The organism is Paracoccus haematequi, assembly GCF_900631945.1.
Classification (GTDB): Bacteria; Pseudomonadota; Alphaproteobacteria; order Rhodobacterales; family Rhodobacteraceae; genus Paracoccus; species Paracoccus haematequi_A.
This window is the reverse complement of sequence record NZ_UZWE01000018.1, coordinates 41,190-65,045: the sequence shown is the minus strand read 5'-3', so window position 1 is coordinate 65,045 and position 23,856 is coordinate 41,190. Positions and strand designations below refer to the sequence as shown.

Genomic DNA, 23,856 nt, shown 5'->3' with positions numbered 1-23,856 from the left:
CGATACAGGGAAAGGGCGACGCGCTTGCGTCGCCTTCATTCGATTGACTAACGAACTTTCGGAAGAATCCGTGCTCTACAGCGCAGAAGGCGTCAGCGCATCGCCGGGGCCTTGTTCCGCGTCCTACAGATGACGCGGGAATTCGATCTTGGGGCAGCGGTCCTGGATCACGGTGATCCCCCGCGCCTCGGCCCGCGACGGGGCCGCGTCGTTGCGGATGCCCAGTTGCAGCCAGATCGAATTCAGGTGGGGAAGATGGGCCAGGGCTTCGTCCACGATGGGACCGACCGCCTCGGATTTGCGGAAGATGTCAACCATCTGCACGGGAATCATCGGCGGAATGTCCGACAGGCGGGCATAGACGGTCTCTCCCAGAATCTTGCCGCCTGCCTGGCCGGGATTGACCGGGATGACGCGATAGCCGTTCGCTTGCAGGTAGCGCGCCACGCCCCAGCTGGGCCGCGCCTCGTTCGGCGACAGGCCCACAACCGCTATGACCTTCACGCCACGGGCAATCCGGGCAATATCTTCGTCGTCCTTGAAATCGACTTCCATGACGGGTCTCCCCTCCTCGTCTAAAAGTTGTAGGCACCATTACATAGAAAAGGCGCCCGGTCCAGAATTCTGGCCGGGCGCAAGTCGCGGAACGAGGGACAGTGATCTGAACATGACGGTTCCGGGGTCATGTTCCAGATGGTAAATGGGCAACACCCCCCAAAAGTTCCAGCCATATCGCGAATTCGTGATGGACAATCGGCTGGATGGCTTTACTGGTCCCAGCGTTCCTGAGCGCGCGCCAGAATGTCGCGGGGCGCCTGCTGCAACTTGCGGGCCGCCCTGCCGGAACCCACCAGATAGAGCCGGTTGCCGATGATCAGGAAATGGCGGGGATCGCCCGCGACCTGCCGTCCTTCGGCCAGGGCGACGGGGCAAAGGCCGCCGAAGGCGGGGGCAAAGCTGCGCGGATCGGCTTCGAACCGGCTGCGGTTCTCCTCGGACGCGAAATGCCAGACCTGGCCTTTCCACAGCGTCGAAATGTCGCCCCGTCCGGGGACCGGGCGGCCGCTTTCCAGGAAGCCTACCGCATCCAGCCCGTCGATGGCCCAGTCCTGGGCGATCGCCGGCAGGACGGGGGCCAAGGTCAGGATCAGCGAAAGAAGCAGCGTTTTCATGGATCGCGCGGTTTTATGACGGCAGGATGCCTCATTGGCAGCACCGCACCCGATTCTCAACGCCGCCGCGCCGATTGTCGCAGGGATGTGATCCTATGCCATGCTGGCCGCATACAGCCCCACGGCCGCCGCGTTCGAGACGTTCAGAGACCCGAAATCGGCGGCAAAGGGAATCCGCGCGACATGATCGCAGCTTTTCAGCGTCAGCTCGCGCATCCCCGGACCTTCGGCGCCCAGAACCAGGCACAGGGCGCGGCCGTGCAGGGTGGCCAGCAGGTCGGGCAGGGGCTGGTCGCCGGTCCCGTCCAGACCGACCAGCGTGAAGCCCATGCCCTTCAGCTGCGACAGCGCCTCGGCCAGGTTGGGGACGCGCAGATAGGGCTGGCGCTCCAACGCGCCCGAGGCGGTCTTGGCCAGGGCGCCGGTTTCAGGCGCGGAATGCCGGGCGGGGGCGATGACGGCGCGGGCGCCGAATACCTCGGCCGACCGCAGGATGGCGCCGATGTTGTGCGGGTCGGTCACGCGATCCAGCGCGACCAGCAGCGGCCGCCGTTCGCCCGGCGCCTGCCGCAGCACCACATCGCTGAGACCGCCCCATTTCAGCGGCTTCACCTCCAGGGCGGCGCCCTGGTGGACGCTGTCGGGCGCCAGCGGCACCGCCTTGCCGAAGACGCGGGGATCGGTGATTTCGGGGTCGATGCCATGCAGGTCGCCCAGCCGGTCCACGGCGTTCGGGGTTGCGACCAGCCGCAGCTTTTCCCGCGCCGGATTGGCAAGCGCGTCGCGCACGGCGTGCAGGCCGAACAGCCACACGGTTTCCGCGGCCCCGGCGCGGCGGGCGCGTTCCTTGTCGATCACCCAGGCGGGTTTCTTGGGCTTGCCCGGTCGCTCGGTCATGCGCTGGATCCTTTGTCGCTGGCCCCCTTCATCGCGCGTCCCGCGGCCCGGACGCAAGGCCCGGAAATCCGCTTGACGCCTCGCGCCCTGGCCGTTAATGACCCCCCACGCCGATGGCTCGGCGGGCGACGTGCTGCAAGGTGCGGCAGCGGACTGTAACTCCGCCGGGGAGACCCATGCCTGGTTCGATTCCAGGGTCGCCCACCATTTCCCCCCATATCAAGTGCTTGAGTGCTGGCTTCATCTGGTGCGCCCCATTAGTGAGCCACAAGGATGCGCCTCGCGGCCTATTTGAGCCGGTCCCGACACGGGGTCTTTTACTTCCGCTGGCCGATCCCGCGGCGCCTTCATCCAGCCCGGAAGCGCAGCCATCCAACCTTGCGGCTGCGTTCCTGCTTGCGCAGGACGATTGCCTGTCGCTAAAATGAGAACATTTAGCGAACATAAGGAAAGGATTCAGTGTCTGAGCAGACGTTTGACAAGGCTGTGGAAGCTTGGCTGGCCGGCACCCCTTCCTGGTTCTTGCGCGTCCGGTGGTGGCTTGCGGCGAATTACTACAAGCGGATCTGGAACAAGAACATCCGCGCGCGGCCGGTGCTGGTGATGGCGGTCAAGGCTTTGGTTCCGGCGGCCACGCCCCTGCTGGCCTACCATGTCCGGGCCAATGCCGCGCTGACATTCCCGTCGGCGATGCTGTGGTCAGGGATGATCTTCGCCGTCGCGGTCACGGTCGATTTTGTCCAGACCCTGCTGTCGCTGAAGCACAACGACGGCACCGCGGCCGAGGAACTGATGATGCGCTCCTGCGAGTTGCTGCGGCTGTGCGGCGACGACGCGATCATCGCGGCGAACCGCCCCGCCGCCCGGAATGCCTGCCTCAGCATCATCGAGGTTTATGTCCGCAGCCTGACCAACGCCGCCCGAGGCGAGATCGGCGTATCGCTGGCCCGCTACGTTCCCGGCCAGCCCGCAATGCTTCGGATAGACGAACGCAACGCCGGAAGCCTTCGGAAGATGGGCGTGACCTTTTCGGGCCGCTTCGTGATCGGCCACCATGCCTGCATGGCCGGGGACGATCCGCGCGCCGTCTATGACATCCGGGCCTTCGGCGCCGAGGCGTTCCGCAGTCCGACGGGATCGAAGACGCCCTATCGGTCCTTCTTCATCGTGCCGATCTGCACGGCCCGGCGGGACGGGCTGATTCCCCTGGGCTATCTGTCGATTGACAGCACCCGGCCCTACGAGTTCTATGGGAACCGAGCAAACGTTCTGGCGGTTGAATGCGAAAGCATCATCGCGCGCCTGAAGAAGCTGATGCAGGAGGTCCATCCGTGACGGCACTTCCCAAGGCCCATCCCGGTCAGCCTGATCGTGTCGTGCCTCGTCACAGCCCGCAATCCCTGCGGCTGAGAACACTGATGGACGAGGCGCGCATCATCCGCGAACGCGAGGAGCGCGGCGAGTTGAAGCCCGAGACGGCCTTGGCGATGCTGAGCCAGTTGAAGAACCGGCATCGCACGATCTTCCAAAGGATGCTGGGGATTTGACCGCGAAGGCGGTCTGTGGTGACCCCGACAGGACTTGAACCTGTAACCTGCCCCTTAGGAGGGGGCTGCTCTATCCAGTTGAGCCACGGGGCCGCCTTTGGTCCTTTTGACCGCTGGCGGGCGGTTTGGCAAGGTTGTCGCGGGGTTCGGCGGACGCTAACATCGGGCAAAGACCTGATCCATCCGGTGCCCGATGAATGTTCCCCGACCCCGCCGTCCGCTGACCCTGCGCGACGTTTCCGAAGCCTCGGGCGTGTCGGAGATGACCGTCAGCCGGGTCCTGCGCAACCGGGGCGACGTGTCGGCGGCGACGCGGGAAAAGGTGCTGACGGCGGCGAAGACGCTGGGTTATGTCCCAAACAAGATCGCGGGCGGGCTGGCAAGCCAGCGGGTCAACCTGGTCGCGGTGGTGATCCCGTCGCTGTCGAACCTGGTCTTTCCCGACGTGCTGGGCGGGGTTTCCGCCGAACTGGACGACACCGGCCTGCAACCCGTGATCGGCGTCACAAACTATTCCCCCGCGCGAGAGGAGATGGTTTTGTACGACATGCTGTCCTGGCGTCCGTCCGGGGTGATCCTGGCGGGGCTGGAACACAGCAAGGCCTCGCGCGCGATGCTGGCCAATTCCGGCATCCCGGTGGTCGAGATCATGGATGTGGACGGCGAGGGGATCGACACCATCGTCGGCATCTCCCACCGCCGCGCGGGGCGCGAGATGGCGGCGCGGATCCTGGCCGCGGGCTATCGCCGGATCGGCTTTGTGGGCACCCACATGCCCGAGGATCACCGCGCCCGCAAACGCCTGGCGGGGTTCGAGGAAGGCCTGGCCGAGGCGGGCGTGCCGCTGGAGGCGCGCGAATATTACCAGGGCGGGTCGTCGCTGCTGAAGGGGCGCGAGTTGACGGAACGGATCCTGACCCGCGCGCCGGATCTGGATTTCCTGTATTTCTCGAACGACATGATCGGGGCGGGGGGGCTGCTGTATTGCCTGGACAAGGGCTATGACATCCCGAACCGGATCGGGTTGGCGGGGTTCAACGGCGTCGATCTTCTGGACGGGCTGCCGGTGCGGCTGGCCACCACGGACGCGCGGCGCGTCGATATCGGCCGGCGGGCGGCGCGGCTGGTCGCCGGCAAGGATGCCATCCCCGAGGATCGCATCGTCGCGCTGACGCCGACCTTCCTGCCGGGCGACACGATCCGGCATGGCTGACGCTTGTGCCAGCGATGCTTGTGATGGCGCAGGCGCATGATTAAGTCTGCCGCCATGCGTATTCCCTTTCTTGACCGTCTGACGAACAAAGGCCCCCGCGTGTCGGTGATCCGCCTGCACGGCGCCATCGGCATGGCGGGGCGCGGCGGCGCGCTGTCCGATGCGGCGCTTGCCCCGGTGATCGAGCGCGCCTTCCGCAAGGGCAAGCCCGCGGCCGTGGCGCTGTCGATCAATTCGCCCGGCGGATCGCCGGTGCAATCCTCGCTGATCGCCGCGCGGATCCGGCGGCTGGCGGATGAGACCGGAACCCCCGTCCACGCTTTCGTCGAAGATGTGGCGGCCTCGGGCGGATACTGGCTGGCCTGCGCGGGGGACCGGATCTGGGCCGACGAAAGCTCGATCCTGGGGTCGATCGGGGTGATTTCGGCCGGGTTCGGCTTCCAGGATCTGATCGCCCGCTGGGGGATCGAGCGGCGGGTGCATACGGCGGGCCGGTCGAAATCGACGCTGGACCCGTTCCGTCCCGAACGCCCCGAGGATGTGGAGCGCCTGCACAACGTGCTGGAGCCGATCCACCAGGCCTTCAAGGATCATGTGACAGCCCGCCGGGGGGACCGGCTGGCGGCGGACCGCGACCTGTTCACCGGCGAATTCTGGGCCGGGCGGCAGTCGGTGGATCTGGGCCTTGCCGACGGCATCGGCCATCTGGTGCCGCAGATGAAGGCGCTTTACGGCGACAAGACGCGCTTTGTCGTCCATAGCCCCCGCCAGTCGCTGTTCCGCAGGCTGGGCCTGTCCGCAGGCACCGTCCTGGACGCCGCCCAGGAACGCGCCGCTTTCGCCCGCTTCGGTGCGGGGGGATGAGCGTCCGCGTCGTCATCCTGTTCCTGCTGGTGATGGTCGGTCTGGCGCTGCTGCGCGGCCCGGCCTTCCGCCGCGCCATCGCGCGCATTCTGGGAATCCCGCCCTCGCGCCGGGGCCCGCGCGGCTAGGCTGCGGCAGGTTGTCCCCGTCGGGGCAAGATTCGGCAAGCAAGGGCCTGAAACTGCGCAAGTTTCCTTTCTGAAACGCAGCGATATAAATTTTCACAATGAAAACAATCCCTTGAAAATCTGCCTAAAACATGGGCAAAGTCACGCTTTTGTAACGATTGCTGGATCGGACGGGTCTGCCTCACAGGACTCTCACAGAGTTATCCACAGCGGCGGTGGACAGCTTTGATCTTGTAATCGCGCCCCGGAACTTGCAGCCCGCGACGGGAATCACTTTGTTGACGGACATGACCCCAGGCACCCCCCCCAAGACCGGCCACGCGCTGATCCAGGACTATCTGCGCCAGCTGGACCGCAGCCCCGGTGTCTATCGGATGCTGGATGCGCAGGGGGGGGTGCTGTATGTCGGCAAGGCGCGCGACCTGCGCGCGCGGGTGTCGAACTATGCCCGGCCCTCGGGGCATTCGGCGCGGATCGCCCGGATGATCCGCGAAACCTGTTCAATGATGTTCCTGACCACGCGCACCGAGACCGAGGCGCTGCTGCTGGAACAGAACCTCATCAAGCAGCTGAAGCCGCGCTACAACGTGCTTTTGCGCGACGACAAGTCGTTTCCGAATATCCTGGTGGCCAAGTCCCATGCCTTTCCGCAGATCAAGAAGCATCGCGGCGCCAAGTCGGAAAAGGGCGATTATTACGGCCCCTTCGCCAGCGCGGGCGCGGTGAACCGGACGCTGACGCAGTTGCAGCGGGTGTTCCTGCTGCGCAACTGCACCGACGCCACCTTCGAATCCCGCACCCGGCCCTGCCTGCTGTTCCAGATCAAGCGGTGCAGCGCGCCCTGCGTGGGCCGGATCAGCGAGGCGGACTATGGCGCGCTCGTATCGGACGCGGAACGCTTCCTGCAAGGCAAGACTACCGTCATCCAGGCGAACCTGGCCCGCGACATGGCGGCGGCGGCGGAAAACATGGAATACGAACGCGCCGCCGCCCTGCGCGACCGGATCAAGGCGCTGACCGCCGTGCAATCGGTCCAGGCCATCAACCCCAAGCGCGTGGCCGAGGCCGATATCGTCGCCCTGCACATGGACAGCGGCCAGGCCTGCGTGCAGGTCTTCTTCATTCGCGGCAATCAAAGCTGGGGCAACCGCGACTTCTATCCCCGGCTGGGCGGCGTCGAATCCCCGGCCGAGGTGATGCAGGCCTTCCTGCTGCAATTCTACGACGACAAGCCGCCGCCCCGGATGATCCTGCTGTCGCATTCGCCCGACGAACCCGCCCTGACCCAGCAGGTTCTGTCCGAACGCGCCGCCCGCCGCATCGTCATCGGCGTGCCGCAACGGGGCGAGAAGTTCGAGCTTGTGGAGAACGCGCTGCGCAACGCCCGCGAAAGCCTGGCCCGCCGCATGTCCGAAAGCGCAACGCAACTGCGCCTGCTGGACGGGGTCGGCGCGGCCTTCGACCTGCCCGTGCCCCCCCGCCGGATCGAGGTCTATGACAACAGCCACATCATGGGCACCAATGCCGTGGGCGGCATGATCGTCGCCGGACCCGAGGGCTTCATCAAAAGCCAGTACCGCAAGTTCAACATCAAGGGCACCGAGATCACGCCGGGCGACGATTTCGGCATGATGAAAGAGGTTCTGTCCCGCCGCTTCACCCGCCTGCTGAAAGAGGTTCCCGACCGCCAGACGGACGCCTGGCCCGACCTGCTGCTGATCGACGGGGGGGCAGGGCAGGTATCGGCGGTCGATGGCATCCTGGCCGAACTGGGGGTCGAGGATATTCCCATCGTCGGCGTTGCCAAGGGCATCGACCGCGACCAGGGCAAAGAGGAATTCCACCGCCCCGGCCGCCCGCCCTTTGCGCTGCGCATGAACGACCCGGTGCTGTATTTCATCCAGCGCCTTCGCGACGAGGCGCATCGCTGGGCCATCGGCACCCACCGCGCCAAGCGCGCCAAGTCCGTGATGGCCAACCCTCTGGACGAGATCGCGGGCATCGGCGCGGCCCGCAAGCGCGCGCTGCTGGCCCATTTCGGCAGCGCCAAGGCCGTCAGCCGCGCCGGTCTGGCCGATTTGCAGGCGGTCGAGGGAATCTCGGCCGCGATGGCGCAGAAGGTCCACGACCATTTCAACGCCAGGGGCTGATGCCGCAGCGCGGAAATCGGCAAATAACCACCAAATTCCTGTAGAATGATTTCCTGAAGTTTGGTGTTGCCGTGGAACACCGGATCGGTGACATGGATCTGTCATGTTTTTTGCCAAGGCATAACAAGGCCTTGAAAAATTCGCTGCTATTCGCGCGATGCAGCGACAGTAAGGGCAGCTTGCCGCACGGTAGGAAACTACCGCCGCGCTGACCCAAGGTCACGCTAAGGTTGTGACTTGCTCAACCCAAGGAGGCCCTCATGCCCCGCGTGCTAGAACACAGCATCGCCGACTCACGGACCCCTGCTTTCGATCTGCCGAAGTCCTTCGACACTGATGACTGGGACGAGTTCAAACCCCATCTGACCCGGCTGGAGGCCGTGGTCACGGACAACTACATCTCGGGCAGCGACCCGGTGATCTGCGTGCGCGACCAGGACGGCCGCAACTGGACGATCGAACTGGCCGGCCGCGCGCGCAATACCGAAATCGGCCTGACCGACAGCGCCGCGTTGCCGGGCGATCCGGTACAGGTCATCGGTCGCCGCACCCGCCGGTTCGGCGAACAGCGCATCAAGGCGGTCCACCTGACCATCGCCGACCGCCCGTTCGAGCTTTATCCCGGCGCCCTGGGCTGACCCGCGGGACCGGCCGGGGTGGCGCATTTCAGCGCGCCGCCCCTTCCAAAGCGCGGCGGCAACGACTAGCCTGCGGCTCATGCGCTGGACCGTCCCCAATATCCTGACCCTGCTTCGGCTGATCGCGGCACCTGCCGTGCCGCTGATGTTTCTGTATTTCAGCCGCCCCTTCGCGGATTGGGCGGCGCTGGCGCTGTTCCTGCTGGCCGCCGTGACCGACTGGTTCGACGGCTATCTGGCGCGAAGCTGGCAGCAGGAAAGCCGCTTCGGCGCGGCCATGGATCCCATCGCCGACAAGGCCATGGTGGTGATCGCCATCGTCGTCATCACCGGCTATTCCGGCATGAACCCCTGGCTGATCCTGCCCGCCACGCTGATCCTGTTCCGAGAGGTCTTCGTGTCGGGACTGCGCGAATTCCTGGGCGCCAATGCGCGCCTGCTGAAGGTCACGAAGCTGGCCAAGTGGAAAACCACGACGCAGATGGTTGCGATCTCGGTCCTGTTCCTGGGGACCGGGCTGGCCTATGTCGAACACGGCCGCCCGCCCCGCGTGGGCGAGGGGCATCTGCCCTGGTTCTCGTCCTCCTGGGCGGATCTGGCGACGCAGGTGGGGCTGCTGCTGATCTGGATCGCGGCGATCCTGACGGCCTGGACCGGCTGGGACTATTTCGTGAAGGCGCGCCCCTATCTGCGCGAGCCGGGCCATGACGCTTGACGTGCTGTATTTCGCCTGGCTGCGCGAACGCATCGGCCAGCCGCGCGAACGGATCGAGACCGACGCCGCCACCGTCCGCGAGTTGATCGCGGATCTCGCCGCCCGCGACGACTGGCATGCGGCGGCCTTTTCCGACCTCGCCGCCGTGCGCTGCGCCGTCGACCAGCAGCTGGCCTCTCTGGACGCCCCCCTGGCCGGCGCCCGAGAGGTCGCCTTCTTCCCCCCCATGACCGGCGGCTGATCCCATGTCGGCCCGCGTCCAGACTGCCCCCTTCGACCTGGCCGCCGAACTGGCGGGCTTCGGCGCGGGCGCGGGGGCCGTCGTCACCTTCACCGGCATCGTGCGCGACGACACCGGCCAGATGGCCGCCCTGGAAATCGAGCATTACCCCGCCATGACCGAACGCGCGCTGTCGGATTACGGCGCGCAGGCCGCCGCCCGCTTCGGCCTGACCGATTGGCGCATCCTCCACCGCCACGGGCGGCTGGCGGTCGGAGAGCCGATCATGATGGTCGCCACCGCCGCCCGTCACCGCGCCGCCGCCTTCCAGGCCGCCGATTACCTGATGGACTGGCTGAAATCCCGCGCCCCCTTCTGGAAGCGCGAAATCGGCCATGACGGCGCCGCCCGCTGGGTCGAGGCGAAATCCAGCGACGAGGACGCCCTGTCGCGATGGCAGGCTTCTTCTTTGCCCAAATACCCATTCCCGGCCCCAGCCGATGATCCGGCCTGAACTGCGCGCCTGGACCGCCCGCCAGTCCGAGGCCCTTGTGGCCGGCGCGGTCCTGCTGGCGGGCCTGTGGCTGGCCCTGCGCGGCGGCTGGTTCTTCGCGGCCTTGGGCGGGCTTGTCCTGCTGGTCGGCCTGTCCCTTCTGATCGGCGCCATCCGCAGGCTGCCCTTCCGCCGCCAGATCGCCGCGCCCGGCGTGGTCGAGGTGGACGAGGGCGCCATCCGCTATTACGGCGCCGCCGTCCTGGGAGGAGAGATCGCCCTGCGCGACCTGGTGGAGATCCGCCTGCTGCGCCTGAAGGGCCGCGGCCACTGGCGGCTGCGCAGCGCCAGCGGCGAGGCGCTGCTGGTCCCCGTGGACGCGGCGGGGGCCGAGGCCCTGGCCCATGCTTTCACCGCCCTGCCGGGGCTGGACATGGGCACCGTCTCCGCCGCCCTGGCCCATGTGGCCGACCAGCCGGATGCCGTGCGCACCGTTTGGCGGAGGGCCGGTTGAGGCGGGTTGACTTGGACAACGCCGCGCGTCACCTGTGACCGGCAACGTCTCGAAAGGCCCCGCCTCATGTCGATACCACAACAGGGCGGAGGCCCGATCGAAAGCCGCGACCAGCTTGCCGCCTATATCGCCAGCGGCGAAAAGCCGCGCGACGCCTGGCGCATCGGCACCGAGCATGAAAAGTTCGGCTATGACAAGGCGAACCTGCTGCCCTTGCCCTATGAGGGCGCCTGTTCGATCCAGGCGATGCTGACGGGCCTTCAGGAACGCTTCGGCTGGACCCCGGTGATGGAACAGGACAAGCTGATCGGCCTGGAACGGAACGGCGCCAATATCAGCCTGGAACCCGGCGGGCAGTTGGAGCTGTCCGGCGCGCCCCTGGAAACCATCCACCAGACCTGCGACGAGGTGAACCAGCACCTGGCCGAGGTGAAGGACATCGCCGACCGCATCGGCGCGGGCTTCATCGGCCTGGGCGCGGCGCCGATCTGGTCCCAGGACCAGATGCCGATGATGCCCAAGGGGCGTTACAGGCTGATGACCGACTACATGGACCGGGTCGGCACGCTGGGCAAGCAGATGATGTACCGCACCTGCACCGTGCAGGTGAACCTGGATTTCGGCAGCGAAGCCGACATGGTGCAGAAGATGCGCGTGGCGCTGTCGCTGCAACCCGTCGCCAATGCGCTGTTCGCCAATTCGCCCTTCCTGGACGGCAAGCCCAACGGCTGGAAAAGCTGGCGCGCCCATATCTGGCAGAACCTGGACGCCGCGCGCACCGGGATGCTGCCCTTCGTGTTCCAGGACGGGTTCGGCTATGACGCCTGGGTCGATTACGTCCTGAACGTGCCGATGTATTTCGTCTATCGGGATGGCAGGTATATCGACGCCCTGGGCCAGTCCTTCCGCGATTTCCTGGACGGCCGCCTGCCCGCCCTGCCGGGCGAGGTGCCGACCCTGTCGGACTGGGCCGACCACATGACCACCGTCTTCCCCGAAGCCCGCGTCAAGAAGTACATCGAGATGCGCGGCGCCGACGGCGGTCCCTGGCGCCGCCTGTGCGCGCTGCCCGCGCTGTGGGTCGGGCTGATCTATGACCAGACCGCGCTGGATGCCGCCTGGGATCTGGTCAAGGACTGGGACGACGAGACCCGCGAATCTTGGCGGCGCGAGGCCGGGATCCACGCGCTGGACGCGCAGGTGGGCGGCACCCGGATGCGGGATCTGGCCCGGCAGGTGCTGGAGATCGCCGAGCAGGGCCTGAAGAACCGCGCCCGCGCCGGTGCCGGCGGGATGGTCCCGGACGAGACGCATTTCCTCAACGCGCTGAAGGAAAGCGTGGACAGCGGCAAGGTTCTGGCCGACGAACTGCTGGACAAATACCACGGCGGATGGAATGGCGACCTGACGCCGATCTATCGCGAATATTCATACTGACGGCAGGCGGGGGGCTAGTCGCCCGGCTCGAAGACGAAGGGTTCGGCGGGGACGAAATCGCCCGACACCTCGCCCGCGTGGATCGCGGTCATGTCCGGGCCAAGGTCAAGCTTGCGCACCCCGGCCTGCGGCGAGAAGTCCAGCCTGGACAGGTCCACCCAGAAGGCATTGGGAGAAATCGCGGATTCCACATAGAACAGGCGGCTTTTATGGTCCGCGACCACGCGCCAGCGGGTCGTGGACAGGTTCGGCGCGTCGGGAATGCCGAACCCGTAGGGGACCGAGGTGTTGCGGATCACGCTGAACACCGCCGCCGCCGCCGTGCGCGGATCGTCGCTTTGCACCACCATGTCGATATAGGTTCCGGCCCGCACGAACCGGTCCGCGGCGCGGGTCGAGCCGGGCAGCGCCTCGCGCGGGTTCACGCCCTTCCAATACTGGGCGATGGCAAGCTGCTGGTCATAGACGGGATCGTTGGTCATCACCCGGTATTCGCGGCCGTGATGTACCGACAATTCGCCATCGACCCATTCCAGCACCGCGCTGTCGCCCCCCGCGTCCGACAGCGACAGATGCACCGTGGTCAGCTTGCCGGGCTGCACCGGCACGTCCTTGGTCACGGTGTGGAAGGGGTTTTCGTCCAGCCAGGCCACGGCCTCGGCCACGGTGGCGAAGTTGTCCAGGAAGAACTGCCCCCAGATCGACAGCGACATCTTCGGCGTCGTGCCGTCGTCCTGCGGATATTGCGAATCGGCCAGCCACAGCATGTTGGCGGCCAGGCCCTTTTCGTTCATCCCGTCCACGGTCGAGATGTCATAGCCCGACACGATCAGGCTGCCGTATTTCGATGTCCATTCGACCGACCGCGCCCCGGCGGCGCCGTCGCGTTTCATCCCCCGGGGAAAGACCCACAGGTTGCTGACCATCGGCATGCTCCAGTCCATCGACCGGCCGGTCAGCACGCGCCCCTCGGGACCAAGATAGGTGACGCGGGTGCAGGCCTGGGCCACCGGCGCGGCCAGCGTTGCGGCGATGCTCAGGGCAAGGGCCAGGGTGCGCAGCATCGTCAGAACCGCCAGGTCAGGCCCAGCAGCGGTCCGGCCATGGTCGCATCGACCCGCGTGCCGCCGCTGCGGTAATCCACGTCCAGCCGCCGATAGCCGACCGACAGGAAGGCGTGATCGGTCATCTGGTAATTCACCGTGGCGACGACCTGGGTGGTCTTTTCCGACCCCATGCCGGTGATGCCGTGGTCCAGATAGGCGATGGCCGACCAGCGGGGGGCCAGCCGGTAATTCGCCCGCAGCGCGATGATCGGATCGACGAAGTCCTTGTCGCCCGACCGGCTGATCAGCCCGCCCGCCACCGACACCTCGGCCTTGATCTTCCAGGCGCGCACACCACCCAACACGTCCAGCGCCAGCCCGCCGTCGTCGATGGCCCGCCAACCCGCCGCCAGCGTCAGCGACCGCTGGGTCAGTTCCCCCTCGGCCGGAAGGCCCGGCGGGATCAGCCCGTCCTTGGAACTGGCCGAATAGCTGAGATCGCCCAGCACCACGAAGCGGTCCTTGCGGGCATAGCCCGACAGGAAGAAGGCCGTGTCCAGATCCTCCAGCACTTCGGAAAAGCTCTTGTCGAAGGACAGGGTGGGCGCGCCGGCAAAGGGGGCGATATCGCCCCCCAGACCCGAGGCCCAGACATAGGGCGTGATCTGCGCGCGCCATTCCTCCGCCACGGCGGGCGTCGCGGCCAGCAGGGCCAGGGCTGCGATGACCCGGATCATATCGTATCCCCCGCAAGTTCGTTCTTGAAGACGCGGCCGCCCTTCAGGATCAGCCGCAGATTGGCGGTATCGGCCAGCCAGTCCAGGTTCGCCTCGGGATCGCCGTCGATCACCAGCAGGTCCGCCAGCGCATCCGGCGCGATCACCCCCAGCCGGCCCTGATAGGGCGCGCGCGCGCCCGACAGGGCCAGCATCTCTCCGGCCGCGCCGGTCGCGCGATGCAGCGCCGCCAGGGGCGACATATAGCGCGCCAGCTTCGCCAGTTGCCGTCCCTGGCTGTCCGCGCCGCTGTACAGGATATCGGTCCCGAAGGCCCAGTTGACCTTGTGCTTGTCGGCCATCTCGAACGCGCGGACCGTGCCTTCGGCCACCGCCGTCTGCGCGGCGACGGCCTTGGGATCGGTATACTGGTTGGCGTCCTCGTCCTGCAGGAAGGGCTGGATCGACCACCAGGTGCCGTGATCGGCCATCATCCGCACGGTATCCTCGTCGGCAAGCTGGCCGTGCTCGATGGATTTCACGCCCGCCTCGATGCAGCGGCGGATGCCGGGCGAGGTATAGACATGGGCGCAGACATAGGTGCCCCAATCGGCGGCGCAATCGACCGCCGCCTTCATCTCGTCCAGCCGGAACTGCAGCGATTCCAGCGGGTCGTATTGCGAGGCGACGCCGCCCCCCGCGCTGATCTTGATCTGGCTGGCGCCCTTCATCAACTGCTCGCGCGTGCGGCGCAGAACCTCGGGCACGCCGTCGGCCAGGGCGGTCATGCCTTGACGCGTGGCGTAATCGGCCGGGTCCGAGGGCATGGCGGGCAGCGCGTTCGAAAAGCGGAAATCGCCATGCCCCGAGGTCTGCGACAGGATCGCGCCGGACGGGAAGATGCGCGGCCCGGTCACGACGCCCCGGTCGATCGCGGCTTGCAGGCCGAAGGCCGGCCCGCCCACGTCGCGCACCGTCGTGAAGCCGCGCATCAGGGCGTTCCCGGCCTCGCGCCCCGAGATCAGGTGGACCAGGCCGATATCCTGGGTCATCGCGGCGATCTGGCTGACGCCGCACAGGGTTGCGTGCCAATGCGTGTCGATCAGGCCGGGAATGACGGCACGCCCGCCGCAGTCGATCCGCTCGGCATCCTCGGGGCCTTGCCCGGCGGCGGGCAGGGCAGCGATCCGGCCGCCCTCGACCAGGATGTCCACGCCGTCACGCATCGACAGGGTGGTGCCGTCGAACAGCCGCAGGTTGGTCAGCAGCAGCGGACGGGCGGGCGTCTGGGCGCGGACCTGCTTCGGCGCCAGGCCGAAGCCCGCGAACATGCCGACCACGGCGGACATGCCGCCCAGCATCTGGCGGCGGGAAATGTCCGCCTCGATCCGGCGCATGGCCGCCAGTGTTTCAGGGGTGCCGCAATGGCAGAAATGCAGGGGGGCAAGGCCGCTGGCCGCCGAGACGCAGGATTGACACATGGAAGATCACCTTTGGAACGCCTGAGTTGATGTTTATCAAGAAAGGGCGTCTGGCAAGGGGACGTGTTGTCCTCGCGTCATGCTGGCCTTCGATTGCGGCGAAAATGGCGCAGCGGATCGACGAGGGCGGGATCGCCCGCCCCCGTCGGCTTTCAGGGTTCAGGCGGCCTTGCGGCGGCGGCGCAGCAGTGCCAGGCCGCCCAGGCCCGCCAGCATCAGCGGCGCGGCGGCAGGCAGCGGCACCGGCGCGGGCTGCTGGGCGTCGACGACCGTGCGACCGAAATCGGTATAGTCGGTGAAGAACCCGTCCAGGCCCCAGTCCAGCATCGGCTGGATCATCGCGAAGGCTTCCTCCTCGCTCAGCGGGCGGAAGGTATAGGCATGGACCTTCAGGCCCAGGTCATGGGCGGCCTTGATGAAGGCTTCGGTGATGCCGCCATAGCTGACGCCGACGCCGGTCGCGACCTCCGCCAGCTTCTCCAGGCTGTTGAAGCCGTCGCTGCCCGAGACGCCATAGACGCCGTCCTGCAGGCGGACCGATCCCAACTGGGCGACCTCGGCCTCCATGCCGTTGGTTTCCAGCAAGCTGGTCAGGTTGACGACCGATTCATAGGCGAAGGATTGCAGGATCACCTTGTCGGCGGCGGTGGTGAAGCCGTGGCTCTTCAGGCTGTCGATGATCTTCTGTTCCTTGACGGAATCGAAGGGCGATTTGGCCTCTGGATAGATCCCGACCGAGGTGCCGTTGGCGGTGTTGTAGTCCTTCAGATAGGTCAGCACCTCGTCCAGCGTCGGCACCTTGTAGGGGTCGCCCATGCTGGGAACGAAATCCTGATGGGGCGACTTGTCGCCCGACAGCGCGCCGGTCGGCTTGACGGTCAGCTGCTTGATCTCGGCCAGGGTGAAGTCCTTGACGCGATAGCCGCCGTTGCGCGGCGCGAACATCTCGGCGGCATCGGTGGTGCGGTTCAGCGTGGTGTCGTGCATCGCGACCAGATGGCCATCGCTGGTCATCTGCACGTCGGGTTCGATGTAATCGGCGCCCAGCTTGATCGCCAGTTCATAGCTGCCCAGCGTCTCCTCGGGCAGATAGCCGCTGGCGCCGCGATGGGCGACGACGATCGGCGCCTCGCCGGTCAGGGTGTTGTAGCTGGCGGCATGGGCCGCGGGGGCAAGGGCGGCAAATGCCGAAAAGGCCGCGATGGCGGCGAACCGTAGGGTCATGACAGGATCCCGATCTTTGATCATTACATCCGCGCGACCGGATGGCGCACGGTCCCGGCAATCTGTTCATAATGGTTAACGCCTCTGCGACAGTTTTGTTTTATTTCGATAAAAGTTTCCGGTTCGGGGACGTGCGATGCGGCGCACGACAATATGAAGGGCTGGCGTCTTGCGCGGCAGCCGCGCCGGTGGCAGGGCAGGGGCAAACCGGAAAGGGGCGGGCGATGAAGGCGGACGGGATGGTTTGGGTGCAGCGCGTCGTGGGCGCGGTTTTCGCGGTGGGCGTCCTGGCGCTGATCGGCGCCATCGCCACCCAGGTCGGCCAGGCCGAGGGCTGGCCGCCGCTGCCGATCTTTCTCGGCCTGCTGGGGATCGTGGTTCTGCTGCTGGTGTCGGCGGGATGCCTTGCGCTGATCTCGGTCGCGATCTCGGCCCGGCGCGGGGCCGAGGCGCTGCGTCGCATCGCCGGTCAGGGCCTGTCCGCGCCCGTCGCCGCACCGGCCCGCCCGTTCAGCCAGCCGCCGCTGCGCGAGGTTGCCAGCGACGCGCAGCCGGAACCGGCACCCGCGCGGCCCGCCCGCCCGATGGGCCGGACGCTGGTGGCGGAACGCTAACCCTTCCTGCCGATCCGGGGTTCGGTTCCGTCCAGCAGGCGGGCGATGTTCGGGCGGTGGCGCAGAAAGATCAGCACCGCCATGAACAGGCTGACGGCGATCAGGTCGGCGCGGCCCAAGCCCCAGGCAAAGACCGGAGACAGCGCGGCGGCCAGCAGCGCCGACAGGCTGCTGATGCGGCTGACAAGGGCGGTCAGCAGCCAGATGGCGCAGGCGATCAACCCCAGCGGCCAGTGCAGCGCGATCAGCGTGCCCAGGAAGGTCGCGACCCCCTTGCCGCCCTTGAAGCTCAGCCAGACCGGGAAGCAATGGCCCAGGAAGGCCGCGCCCCCCGCCAGCATCGCCGCCATGTCGCCTCCGAAATGCCGGGCGATCAGCACGGCGATGGCGCCCTTGCCCGAATCCAGCAGCAGCGTCGCCAAGGCGGCGGGCTTGTTGCCGGTGCGCAGCACATTGGTCGCGCCGATATTGCCCGATCCGATCTTGCGCAGGTCGCCCAGGCCAAGCGCGCGGGCGATCACCAGCCCGAAGGGAATGGAGCCCAGCAGATAGCCGAACACGGCCCAAAGCGCGATCATGGCTGTCCTCCGAACACGCAGCGTCCCGCGACCCAGGTGCCCAGCACCCGGCCCTCCATCCGCGCACCGTCGAAGGGGGTGTTCTTGGATTTCGACAGCAGCGTGAAGCGGTCTAGAACGAAAGGCGCGTCAGGGTCGAACAGCACCAGATCGGCGGGCGCCCCCGCCGACAGCCGCCCGCCCGGCAGGCCCAGCCGCTTCGCGGGGTTCAGCGACATCGCCCGCCACAGTTGCGGCAGCGACAGTCCCCCCTGATGATACAGCCGCATCGCGGCGGGCAGCAGGGTCTGCAAGCCGACCGCGCCGGGGGCGGCGGCCTCGAAGGGCAAGCGCTTGGATTCCTCGTCTTGGGGCGTGTGGAAGCTGGCGATCACGTCGATCAGCCCGTCCGCGACCGCCTGGACCATGGCCAGCCGGTCGTCTTCCGACCGCAGCGGGGGCGTGAAGCGGAAGAAGGTGCGGTAATCGCCCACGTCGTATTCGTTCAGCGTCAGGTGGTGGATCGAGATCCCCGCCGTCACGTCCAGGCCCGCCTCCCGCGCGCGGCGCAGGGAGGGCAGGGCGCGCGCCGTGGTGATCTGGTCGGCGTGCCAGCGGCAGCCGGTCATCGCCACAAGCGCCAAGTCGCGGTCCAGCCCGATCACCTCGGCCACCGGCGACACGGCGGGGATGCCATAGATCGAGGCGAATTTGCCGCTGGTCGCCGCCGCCCCTCGCGACAGGCCCGCGTCCTGCGGATGGCCGACGATCAGCGCGCCCAGGCCCCGCGCATAGGTCATGCAGCGCGACAGAAGGCGCGTATCCGCGACCTGCCGCACGCCATCGGTAAAGGCCACCGCGCCCGCGTCGGTCAGGAATCCGATCTCGACCATCTCGCGCCCCTCGCGGGCCTTGGTGAGCGCCGCCATGTGGCGGATGTTGACGGGCGCGTCGGCGGCGCGCCGGGTGACGAATTCCAGCGATTCCGGCGTGTCGATGGGCGGCAGCGTGTCGGGGCGGGCGACGATGGTGGTCACGCCCCCCGCCGCCGCCGCAAGGCCCGCGCTGCGGAAGGATTCCTTGTGCCGCTCGCCCGGCTCGCCGATCTTGGCGCCCCAGTCGATGATGCCGGGTGCCAGGGCGCGGCCGTTGCAGTCGATGACCGCGGCGCCTTCGGGGGCGTCAAGGCCGATGCCCTCGATCACGCCGTCGCGGACCAGCAGGCTGCCGGGGGCGTCGGTCTGGGCCTCGGGGTCGATCAGGCGGGCGTTGGTGAACAGGGTCGCGCTCATACCATCACCCCCGCCGCTGCCCGTCCCCGCTCCGCCCGCAGGTTCCGGGCCAGCAGGTCCAGAGCGGCCATGCGCACGGCCACGCCCATCTCCACCTGGTCCTGGATCACGCTGCGGTTGATATCGTCGGCGATGGTGCCGTCGATCTCGACCCCCCGGTTCATCGGGCCGGGATGCATGACGATGGCGTCGGGCGCCGCGCAGGCCAGCTTTTCGGCGTCCAGCCCGAAGCGGTGGAAATATTCGCGTTCCGACGGGATGAAGCCGCCGTCCATGCGTTCCTTCTGAAGCCGCAGCATCATCACCACATCGGCGCCTTTCAGGCCTTGGCGCATGTCCTCGAACAACTCGACCCCCATCTCGCCCGCGCCCGCAGGCATCAGGGTGGCCGGGCCGATCAGTCGCAGGCGGTTTTCCATCTTGCCCAGCAGCAGCAGATTCGACCGGGCCACGCGGCTGTTGGCGATGTCGCCGCAGATGGCGATGGTCAGGCGGTGCAGGCGGCCCTTGGCGCGGCGGATGGTCAGCGCGTCCAGCAGCGCCTGCGTCGGGTGTTCGTGCCGTCCGTCGCCCGCGTTGATCACCGCGCAGTTCACCTTTTCGGCCAGCAGGTTCACCGCGCCGCTGTTCGGATGGCGCACCACCAGCAGGTCGGGCTGCATCGCGTTCAGCGTCAACGCCGTATCGATCAGCGTCTCGCCCTTCTTCACGGAGGACTGCGCGACGGCCATGTTCATCACGTCCGCCCCAAGCCGCTTGCCCGCCAGCTCGAAGCTGGCCTGGGTGCGGGTCGAGTTCTCGAAGAACATGTTGATCTGGGTCATCCCTTCCAGCGCGTCGGAATGCTTGACCGTGCGGCGGTTGAGCGCGACGTAATCCTCGGCCAGATCCAGCAGCGTGACGATCTCGGGCGGGGCTAGGTGGTCGATGCCAAGCAGGTGGCGGGCGCGAAAGGTCATGGCGGGCCTTTTGGTCGGGGTCGCGTTTCTATCGCAGATGGCGGTAGGGGCGGCAAGCGGGCAGGGGGCTGCCTGCCCCCGCCGCGCGTTCCGCGCGACTCCCCCAGGGGATATTTCGGCACAAGAGAGGGATCAGGCCTTCTGCTGCCTGCGGGCTGGCAGATCGGCCATGATGCGCTGCCGCGCCTCGGGCGAGAGCGTGGCCCAGGCGGCGATCTCGTCCAGGCTGCGCCAGCAGCCGGTGCAAAGCCCGGATGCGGGGTCGATCACGCAGACCTTGATGCAGGGGCTAAGGGTCATCGCGCCAGATAGCGCAGCCGGTCCAGCGCGCCTTGCAGGATGTAGCCCGCCGCCACCTGGTCGATCACCTCGGCCCGGCGCTTGCGGGATGTGTCGGCCTCCAGCAGGGCGCGTTCGGCGGCGACGGTGGAGAGGCGTTCGTCCCAGAAGCCGATGGGCAGGGGGGTCAGCCGTTCCAGGTTGCGGGCGAAGGCGCGGGTCGATTGGGCGCGCGGACCTTCGCTGCCGTCCATGTTGCGCGGCAGGCCCAGGATCAGGCCCACCAGCCCGCGATCCCTGGCGACGGCCAGCAATTCGGCGGCGTCCAGGGTGAATTTCTGCCGCCGGATCACCGTCAGCGGAGAGGCGACCTGCCGCAGCCCGTCGCTGACCGCCACGCCGATGGTCTTGGTGCCCAGGTCCAGCCCAGCGATGCCGCCGACCGGAGGCAGGCTGGCCGCGAAATCGGCGATCTCGGCATGGATCATTCGGCCAGTCCCGACTGGACGGCGGCCTGGCGCACGATCTCCAGCGCCTCGGGCTGGGCGGCGAAGCGGGTCTGCGCCTCGGTCCAGATGTCGCGCGCGTGGTCGGCGTTGCCGATCACCACCAGCGAGGAGATCAGCCGCGCCCATTCCTCGGGCGTGCCGCCCTGCTGGGCCAGCCGGGCTTCCAGTTGCGACACCATCCCGGCGATCATCTGCTGGCGATCCTCGGGCGACATGTCCTCGGCCGCGGCCATCGCCTCGGCATCGGGGCCGGGCAGGAGGGCGGGCGGGACGTAATCCGGCTGGCCCGCCAGCCAGGCCAGGTCGGCGATGGCGGCGCGGATCGGCGCGATCCAGGGGGCGTCCTCGGGGCCTTCCTCGAGCAGGCGGCGCCAGATCGGGAAGGCGCGGTCGGGGCGGTCGTTCTGCAATTGCAGCATCCCCAGCAGGTAACGACCCTGAGGATCGTGCGGATCGGCTTGCAGGGCGCGGGTCAGAACGGCCTCGGCCTCGGGGGTGATGACGCCGCCCGCGGCCTCGATCATCAGGGCCGCCAGGCGCACCAGTTCGGCGGCCGTGACCTGATCGCCGCGCAGTTCCACCAGCCGCTGCTGCGCCTGGCGGGCGGCGGCGAAATTGCCCAGCCGGATCTCGTTCGTGGCCAGCAGGGCCAGGCCCTGCGGATCGTCGGGATTGCGGGCCACGGCCTCGCGCAGCTGGTCGATCAGAGAGGCGAAGTCTTCGGGCACGTCGGGCACGACGGGGGCGGGGGCCCTGGCCTCGGCCTCGGCCTGGTTGGGGCGGTTTTCATAGACCCGCTGGGATTGGGCGATGCGCTGCATGATCGGCAGGTCGCCGCGCCCCGGCTGGCCCTCGCGCAGGTACAGAGCCACCGCCCCCGCGAACAGGACCGCCAGAATGGCCAGGGCCAGAAGCCCGCGCCCGCCCGCGCCGCCCGATGCGGCCTGGGACAGGCGGCGGTCGGCGTCCAGAACCTTGCGCCCGATCTCGGTCCGCAGGCGGGCGGCATCCTCGGGCGCGATCACGCCGCGTTCCAGGTCACGCTCGACCTCTTGCAGCTGGTCGCGATAGACGCGCAGATCGAAGGCCGCCGCGGGCTCCGCGACCTGAGCGCGCCCCCGCAGCAGCGGGGCCATGATGGCCAGGCCCACGGCACCCGTCAGCGCGGCGCAAATGATCCAGAACATGCCACCCCCTTCATTCGGCCCCGTCTTTTAGGGCGCTTTGGTCCCGACGGAAAGCGTCAGCCTGTCGCATTCCGGTTCCGGGCGGCGCAACCGGCGGGTGCGGCGGATCGGCCACGGGTCCGCGCGCCGGGAATTCCGCGGGAACCGGAAGGGCCTGGCTCTCATTGTCCGGGTATCAAAAGTTTGACCGAAAGGGAACAGAATGGCCGAGCCGAACAGCAATCGCATGTATATCATCATCGGTGCCATCGTCGTTGTGGTGGCGTTGTTGTTCTTCTTCATGTCGGGCAGCGACCCCGCCACGGATACCGCCCCGGATGCGGCGGTGACGACCCCGGCCGATCCCGCCGTCGACGGCGCCGTCGATGTCGAGCCTGCCGACACCGCCACCACGCCCGCCACGCCGGCGCCCGCCAACTGATCAGGTGGCCTCATGGGGCCTTTCGTTCCGGCCCGAATATCCCGCAGCGGTCCGGGGGACGTGAAGTCCCCCGGCCTACGGCGTTCCGCAGGAACCGGCCCGTCCCCCTTGCGTTGATCCGCCGAATGCGGGACTGTGCGCCCGACCATGGCCCAACCCCTTACGAAAGGACAGAAAATGGCTTTCACGCTTCCCGATCTTCCCTATGCGCATGACGCACTGGCCGAAGGCGGCATGTCCAGGGAAACGCTGGAATACCACCACGACAAGCACCACAAGGCCTATGTCGACAAGCTGAACGAGCTGGTCGCGGGGACCGAATGGGAAGGCAAGTCGCTGGAGGATATCGTCAAGGGTACCTACCAGAAGGGCGCCGTGGCGCAGAACGGCATCTTCAACAATGCCAGCCAGCATTGGAACCACGCGCAGTTCTGGGAATGGATGACCCCCAAACCCGACGCAATGCCCTCGGAACTGGAAAAGGCGATCACCGAATCCTTCGGCTCGGTCGACGATTTCAAGAAGAAGTTCACCGAGGCGGGCGTCGGCCAGTTCGGTTCAGGCTGGGCTTGGCTGGTCAAGAACGCAGACGGCAAGCTGGAAGTGACCAAGACCGAAAACGGCGTGAACCCGCTGGTCTCGGGCCAGACCGCGCTGCTGGGCGTCGATGTGTGGGAACACAGCTATTATATCGACTTCCGCAACGCGCGTCCGAAATACCTGGAAAACTTCCTCAACAACCTGGTGAACTGGGAAAACGTCGCCTCGCGGCTGTGATCCCGGTCTTGACGGACTGGAAGGCCCGGCATTGCGCCGGGCCTTTTTCGTTGCGCAAGGCGGCATTGGCTTTCCGACCCGCGCCGGTATAAGACAGGCGCAAGAAAGCTGCGGAAGACGGGCATGGCCAACCAGAACGACAATTTCATCGACGAGGTTTTCGACGACCTGCGCCGCGAACGCCTGTTCCGGCTGTTTCGTCGCTGGGGCTGGGTCGCGGGGCTGGTGATCCTGGGCATCGTCGCGGGCGTGGTCTGGCGCGAATACAGCCAGGCGCGCGACCAGGCGCAGGCCCGCGCCTGGGGCGATGCGATCCTTGCGGCCGAGGCGTCGGGCGATCCGGCGGCGGTCATGCAGGTCGATCCGCAGGGCGCCGAATCCCGCCGTGTCCTTGCGGCGCTGATCGCGGCGTCGGAATGGTCCGAACGCGGCGGCCGAGATGCAGCGGCCGATGCGCTGCGCGATGTCGCGGGCAATGCGGCGGCGGGCACGGTCCTGCACGACCTGGCCGAACTGAAGCTGGTGATGCTGCAAGGCGACCGGATGGACCCCGCGCAGCGCGACGAGATCCTGTCGCGCCTGTCGCGCGCCGGCGCGCCTTTCGAGCTGCTGGCCCTGGAACAGAAGGCCGTCGCCCTGATCGGCGCGGGCCGGCCCGATGACGCGGTCAACCTGATCCGTCAGATCCAGGACAAGGACGGCCTGTCCGAGGCCTTGCGCCTGCGCCTGTCCGAGATGATGATCGCCCTGGGCGTCGAACCCGAACCGTCCGACAACATGCCCGCCGGCTGATTGCCCGGCCGATG

General features: G+C 67.4%; 29 protein-coding genes and 2 tRNA genes. 17 read left to right on the top strand and 14 right to left on the bottom strand.

Going from position 1 to position 23,856, the window contains the following annotated elements:
* Nucleotides 1–123: 123 nt before the first annotated feature.
* From PARHAE_RS02075 to rlmB, 3 genes are all read right to left on the bottom strand, one after another.
* On the bottom strand, nucleotides 124–555 hold the full coding sequence (locus tag PARHAE_RS02075; RefSeq protein ID WP_126152944.1) for a CoA-binding protein: 432 nt from the start codon (nucleotides 553–555) through the stop codon (nucleotides 124–126).
* Nucleotides 556–767: 212 nt separating this feature from the next.
* Complete coding sequence (locus PARHAE_RS02070) at nucleotides 768–1,172, bottom strand: YHS domain-containing (seleno)protein (protein ID WP_126152943.1); 405 nt, start codon at nucleotides 1,170–1,172, stop codon at nucleotides 768–770.
* 93 nt (nucleotides 1,173–1,265) lie between these two features.
* A complete protein-coding gene (gene rlmB / locus PARHAE_RS02065; protein ID WP_126152942.1) occupies nucleotides 1,266–2,069 on the bottom strand; it encodes a 23S rRNA (guanosine(2251)-2'-O)-methyltransferase RlmB in 804 nt (267 codons plus the stop codon).
* A 123-nt stretch (nucleotides 2,070–2,192) separates the two neighbouring features.
* Here rlmB and PARHAE_RS02060 point away from each other — a divergent pair.
* The 3 genes from PARHAE_RS02060 to PARHAE_RS02050 all read left to right on the top strand — a co-directional run bounded on the left by PARHAE_RS02060 (nucleotide 2,193) and on the right by PARHAE_RS02050 (nucleotide 3,616).
* Nucleotides 2,193–2,276: transfer RNA gene (locus PARHAE_RS02060), tRNA-Tyr, on the top strand.
* Between the two features lie 252 nt (nucleotides 2,277–2,528).
* Nucleotides 2,529–3,404 carry a hypothetical protein gene (locus tag PARHAE_RS02055; protein ID WP_126152941.1) on the top strand — a complete coding sequence of 292 codons (876 nt, stop codon included), beginning with the start codon at nucleotides 2,529–2,531 and terminating at the stop codon, nucleotides 3,402–3,404.
* Entirely contained in the window at nucleotides 3,401–3,616 is a 216-nt protein-coding gene (locus tag PARHAE_RS02050) for a hypothetical protein (protein ID WP_126152940.1), read from the top strand. The genes PARHAE_RS02055 and PARHAE_RS02050 overlap by 4 nt, the downstream gene beginning before the upstream one ends.
* 16 nt (nucleotides 3,617–3,632) lie before the next feature.
* On the opposite strand, the gene PARHAE_RS02045 is transcribed toward PARHAE_RS02050, so the two are convergent.
* Nucleotides 3,633–3,709 (bottom strand) — tRNA-Arg (locus PARHAE_RS02045).
* A gap of 100 nt (nucleotides 3,710–3,809) precedes the next feature.
* On the opposite strand from PARHAE_RS02045, the gene PARHAE_RS02040 reads away from it, so the two are divergent.
* The 10 genes from PARHAE_RS02040 (at nucleotide 3,810) to PARHAE_RS02000 (ending at nucleotide 11,988) form a co-directional block, all read left to right on the top strand.
* Complete coding sequence (locus tag PARHAE_RS02040; protein WP_126152939.1) at nucleotides 3,810–4,829, top strand: LacI family DNA-binding transcriptional regulator; 1,020 nt, start codon at nucleotides 3,810–3,812, stop codon at nucleotides 4,827–4,829.
* Nucleotides 4,830–4,883: 54 nt separating this feature from the next.
* Nucleotides 4,884–5,693, top strand: a complete 810-nt coding sequence (locus PARHAE_RS02035; protein ID WP_126153002.1) for a S49 family peptidase — start codon at nucleotides 4,884–4,886, stop codon at nucleotides 5,691–5,693.
* Nucleotides 5,690–5,821, top strand: a complete 132-nt coding sequence (locus PARHAE_RS21850; RefSeq protein WP_277600626.1) for a hypothetical protein — start codon at nucleotides 5,690–5,692, stop codon at nucleotides 5,819–5,821. The genes PARHAE_RS02035 and PARHAE_RS21850 overlap by 4 nt, the downstream gene beginning before the upstream one ends.
* A 287-nt stretch (nucleotides 5,822–6,108) precedes the next feature.
* Nucleotides 6,109–7,971 (top strand): excinuclease ABC subunit UvrC, encoded by a 1,863-nt coding sequence (gene uvrC / locus PARHAE_RS02030; protein WP_126152938.1) that lies wholly within the window; start codon nucleotides 6,109–6,111, stop codon nucleotides 7,969–7,971.
* A gap of 260 nt (nucleotides 7,972–8,231) precedes the next feature.
* Complete coding sequence (locus tag PARHAE_RS02025; RefSeq protein ID WP_126152937.1) at nucleotides 8,232–8,609, top strand: hypothetical protein; 378 nt, start codon at nucleotides 8,232–8,234, stop codon at nucleotides 8,607–8,609.
* Nucleotides 8,610–8,688: 79 nt separating this feature from the next.
* Entirely contained in the window at nucleotides 8,689–9,324 is a 636-nt protein-coding gene (gene pgsA, locus PARHAE_RS02020; RefSeq protein ID WP_126152936.1) for a CDP-diacylglycerol--glycerol-3-phosphate 3-phosphatidyltransferase, read from the top strand.
* On the top strand, nucleotides 9,314–9,565 hold the full coding sequence (gene moaD, locus PARHAE_RS02015) for a molybdopterin converting factor subunit 1 (RefSeq protein ID WP_126152935.1): 252 nt from the start codon (nucleotides 9,314–9,316) through the stop codon (nucleotides 9,563–9,565). The genes pgsA and moaD overlap by 11 nt, the downstream gene beginning before the upstream one ends.
* A 4-nt stretch (nucleotides 9,566–9,569) precedes the next feature.
* Complete coding sequence (locus PARHAE_RS02010) at nucleotides 9,570–10,058, top strand: molybdenum cofactor biosynthesis protein MoaE (protein ID WP_126152934.1); 489 nt, start codon at nucleotides 9,570–9,572, stop codon at nucleotides 10,056–10,058.
* On the top strand, nucleotides 10,045–10,551 hold the full coding sequence (locus tag PARHAE_RS02005) for a hypothetical protein (RefSeq protein ID WP_126152933.1): 507 nt from the start codon (nucleotides 10,045–10,047) through the stop codon (nucleotides 10,549–10,551). Before PARHAE_RS02010 ends, PARHAE_RS02005 begins: the two co-directional genes overlap by 14 nt.
* A 66-nt stretch (nucleotides 10,552–10,617) precedes the next feature.
* Nucleotides 10,618–11,988, top strand: a complete 1,371-nt coding sequence (locus PARHAE_RS02000; RefSeq protein WP_126152932.1) for a glutamate--cysteine ligase — start codon at nucleotides 10,618–10,620, stop codon at nucleotides 11,986–11,988.
* A 14-nt stretch (nucleotides 11,989–12,002) separates the two neighbouring features.
* Here PARHAE_RS02000 and PARHAE_RS01995 read toward each other — a convergent pair whose 3' ends face one another.
* The 4 genes from PARHAE_RS01995 to PARHAE_RS01980 form a co-directional block, all read right to left on the bottom strand.
* Complete coding sequence (locus PARHAE_RS01995; RefSeq protein ID WP_126152931.1) at nucleotides 12,003–13,052, bottom strand: linear amide C-N hydrolase; 1,050 nt, start codon at nucleotides 13,050–13,052, stop codon at nucleotides 12,003–12,005.
* A gap of 2 nt (nucleotides 13,053–13,054) precedes the next feature.
* Entirely contained in the window at nucleotides 13,055–13,771 is a 717-nt protein-coding gene (locus PARHAE_RS01990) for a hypothetical protein (RefSeq protein ID WP_126152930.1), read from the bottom strand.
* Complete coding sequence (locus PARHAE_RS01985; RefSeq protein WP_126152929.1) at nucleotides 13,768–15,231, bottom strand: metal-dependent hydrolase family protein; 1,464 nt, start codon at nucleotides 15,229–15,231, stop codon at nucleotides 13,768–13,770. Before PARHAE_RS01985 ends, PARHAE_RS01990 begins: the two co-directional genes overlap by 4 nt.
* Nucleotides 15,232–15,390: 159 nt before the next feature.
* A complete protein-coding gene (locus tag PARHAE_RS01980; RefSeq protein WP_164555110.1) occupies nucleotides 15,391–16,455 on the bottom strand; it encodes a glycerophosphodiester phosphodiesterase family protein in 1,065 nt (354 codons plus the stop codon).
* A 239-nt stretch (nucleotides 16,456–16,694) separates the two neighbouring features.
* Between PARHAE_RS01980 and PARHAE_RS01975 the strand changes: the two genes are divergently transcribed.
* Nucleotides 16,695–17,069 carry a hypothetical protein gene (locus PARHAE_RS01975; protein WP_164555109.1) on the top strand — a complete coding sequence of 125 codons (375 nt, stop codon included), beginning with the start codon at nucleotides 16,695–16,697 and terminating at the stop codon, nucleotides 17,067–17,069.
* Here the strand turns inward: PARHAE_RS01975 and plsY are convergent.
* The 6 genes from plsY to ccmI all read right to left on the bottom strand — a co-directional run bounded on the left by plsY (nucleotide 17,066) and on the right by ccmI (nucleotide 21,852).
* Nucleotides 17,066–17,647, bottom strand: a complete 582-nt coding sequence (gene plsY, locus PARHAE_RS01970) for a glycerol-3-phosphate 1-O-acyltransferase PlsY (RefSeq protein ID WP_126152926.1) — start codon at nucleotides 17,645–17,647, stop codon at nucleotides 17,066–17,068. The genes PARHAE_RS01975 and plsY overlap by 4 nt on opposite strands.
* Nucleotides 17,644–18,918 carry a dihydroorotase gene (gene pyrC / locus PARHAE_RS01965; RefSeq protein ID WP_126152925.1) on the bottom strand — a complete coding sequence of 425 codons (1,275 nt, stop codon included), beginning with the start codon at nucleotides 18,916–18,918 and terminating at the stop codon, nucleotides 17,644–17,646. The genes plsY and pyrC overlap by 4 nt, the downstream gene beginning before the upstream one ends.
* Nucleotides 18,915–19,877 carry an aspartate carbamoyltransferase catalytic subunit gene (locus PARHAE_RS01960; protein ID WP_126152924.1) on the bottom strand — a complete coding sequence of 321 codons (963 nt, stop codon included), beginning with the start codon at nucleotides 19,875–19,877 and terminating at the stop codon, nucleotides 18,915–18,917. Before PARHAE_RS01960 ends, pyrC begins: the two co-directional genes overlap by 4 nt.
* Nucleotides 19,878–20,009: 132 nt before the next feature.
* Nucleotides 20,010–20,177, bottom strand: a complete 168-nt coding sequence (locus PARHAE_RS01955; RefSeq protein ID WP_126152923.1) for a DUF1289 domain-containing protein — start codon at nucleotides 20,175–20,177, stop codon at nucleotides 20,010–20,012.
* A complete protein-coding gene (gene ruvX / locus PARHAE_RS01950; protein WP_126152922.1) occupies nucleotides 20,174–20,644 on the bottom strand; it encodes a Holliday junction resolvase RuvX in 471 nt (156 codons plus the stop codon). The genes PARHAE_RS01955 and ruvX overlap by 4 nt, the downstream gene beginning before the upstream one ends.
* Nucleotides 20,641–21,852: a c-type cytochrome biogenesis protein CcmI gene (ccmI, locus tag PARHAE_RS01945; protein ID WP_126152921.1), complete on the bottom strand. Its 1,212-nt coding sequence runs from the start codon at nucleotides 21,850–21,852 to the stop codon at nucleotides 20,641–20,643. Before ccmI ends, ruvX begins: the two co-directional genes overlap by 4 nt.
* Before the next feature lie 202 nt (nucleotides 21,853–22,054).
* Here ccmI and PARHAE_RS01940 point away from each other — a divergent pair, with 202 nt between their 5' ends.
* The 3 genes from PARHAE_RS01940 to PARHAE_RS01930 all read left to right on the top strand — a co-directional run bounded on the left by PARHAE_RS01940 (nucleotide 22,055) and on the right by PARHAE_RS01930 (nucleotide 23,842).
* Nucleotides 22,055–22,273 carry a hypothetical protein gene (locus tag PARHAE_RS01940; RefSeq protein WP_126152920.1) on the top strand — a complete coding sequence of 73 codons (219 nt, stop codon included), beginning with the start codon at nucleotides 22,055–22,057 and terminating at the stop codon, nucleotides 22,271–22,273.
* Nucleotides 22,274–22,450: 177 nt separating this feature from the next.
* A complete protein-coding gene (locus tag PARHAE_RS01935; protein ID WP_126152919.1) occupies nucleotides 22,451–23,050 on the top strand; it encodes a superoxide dismutase in 600 nt (199 codons plus the stop codon).
* Between the two features lie 123 nt (nucleotides 23,051–23,173).
* On the top strand, nucleotides 23,174–23,842 hold the full coding sequence (locus tag PARHAE_RS01930; protein WP_126152918.1) for a tetratricopeptide repeat protein: 669 nt from the start codon (nucleotides 23,174–23,176) through the stop codon (nucleotides 23,840–23,842).
* Nucleotides 23,843–23,856 lie beyond the last annotated feature (14 nt).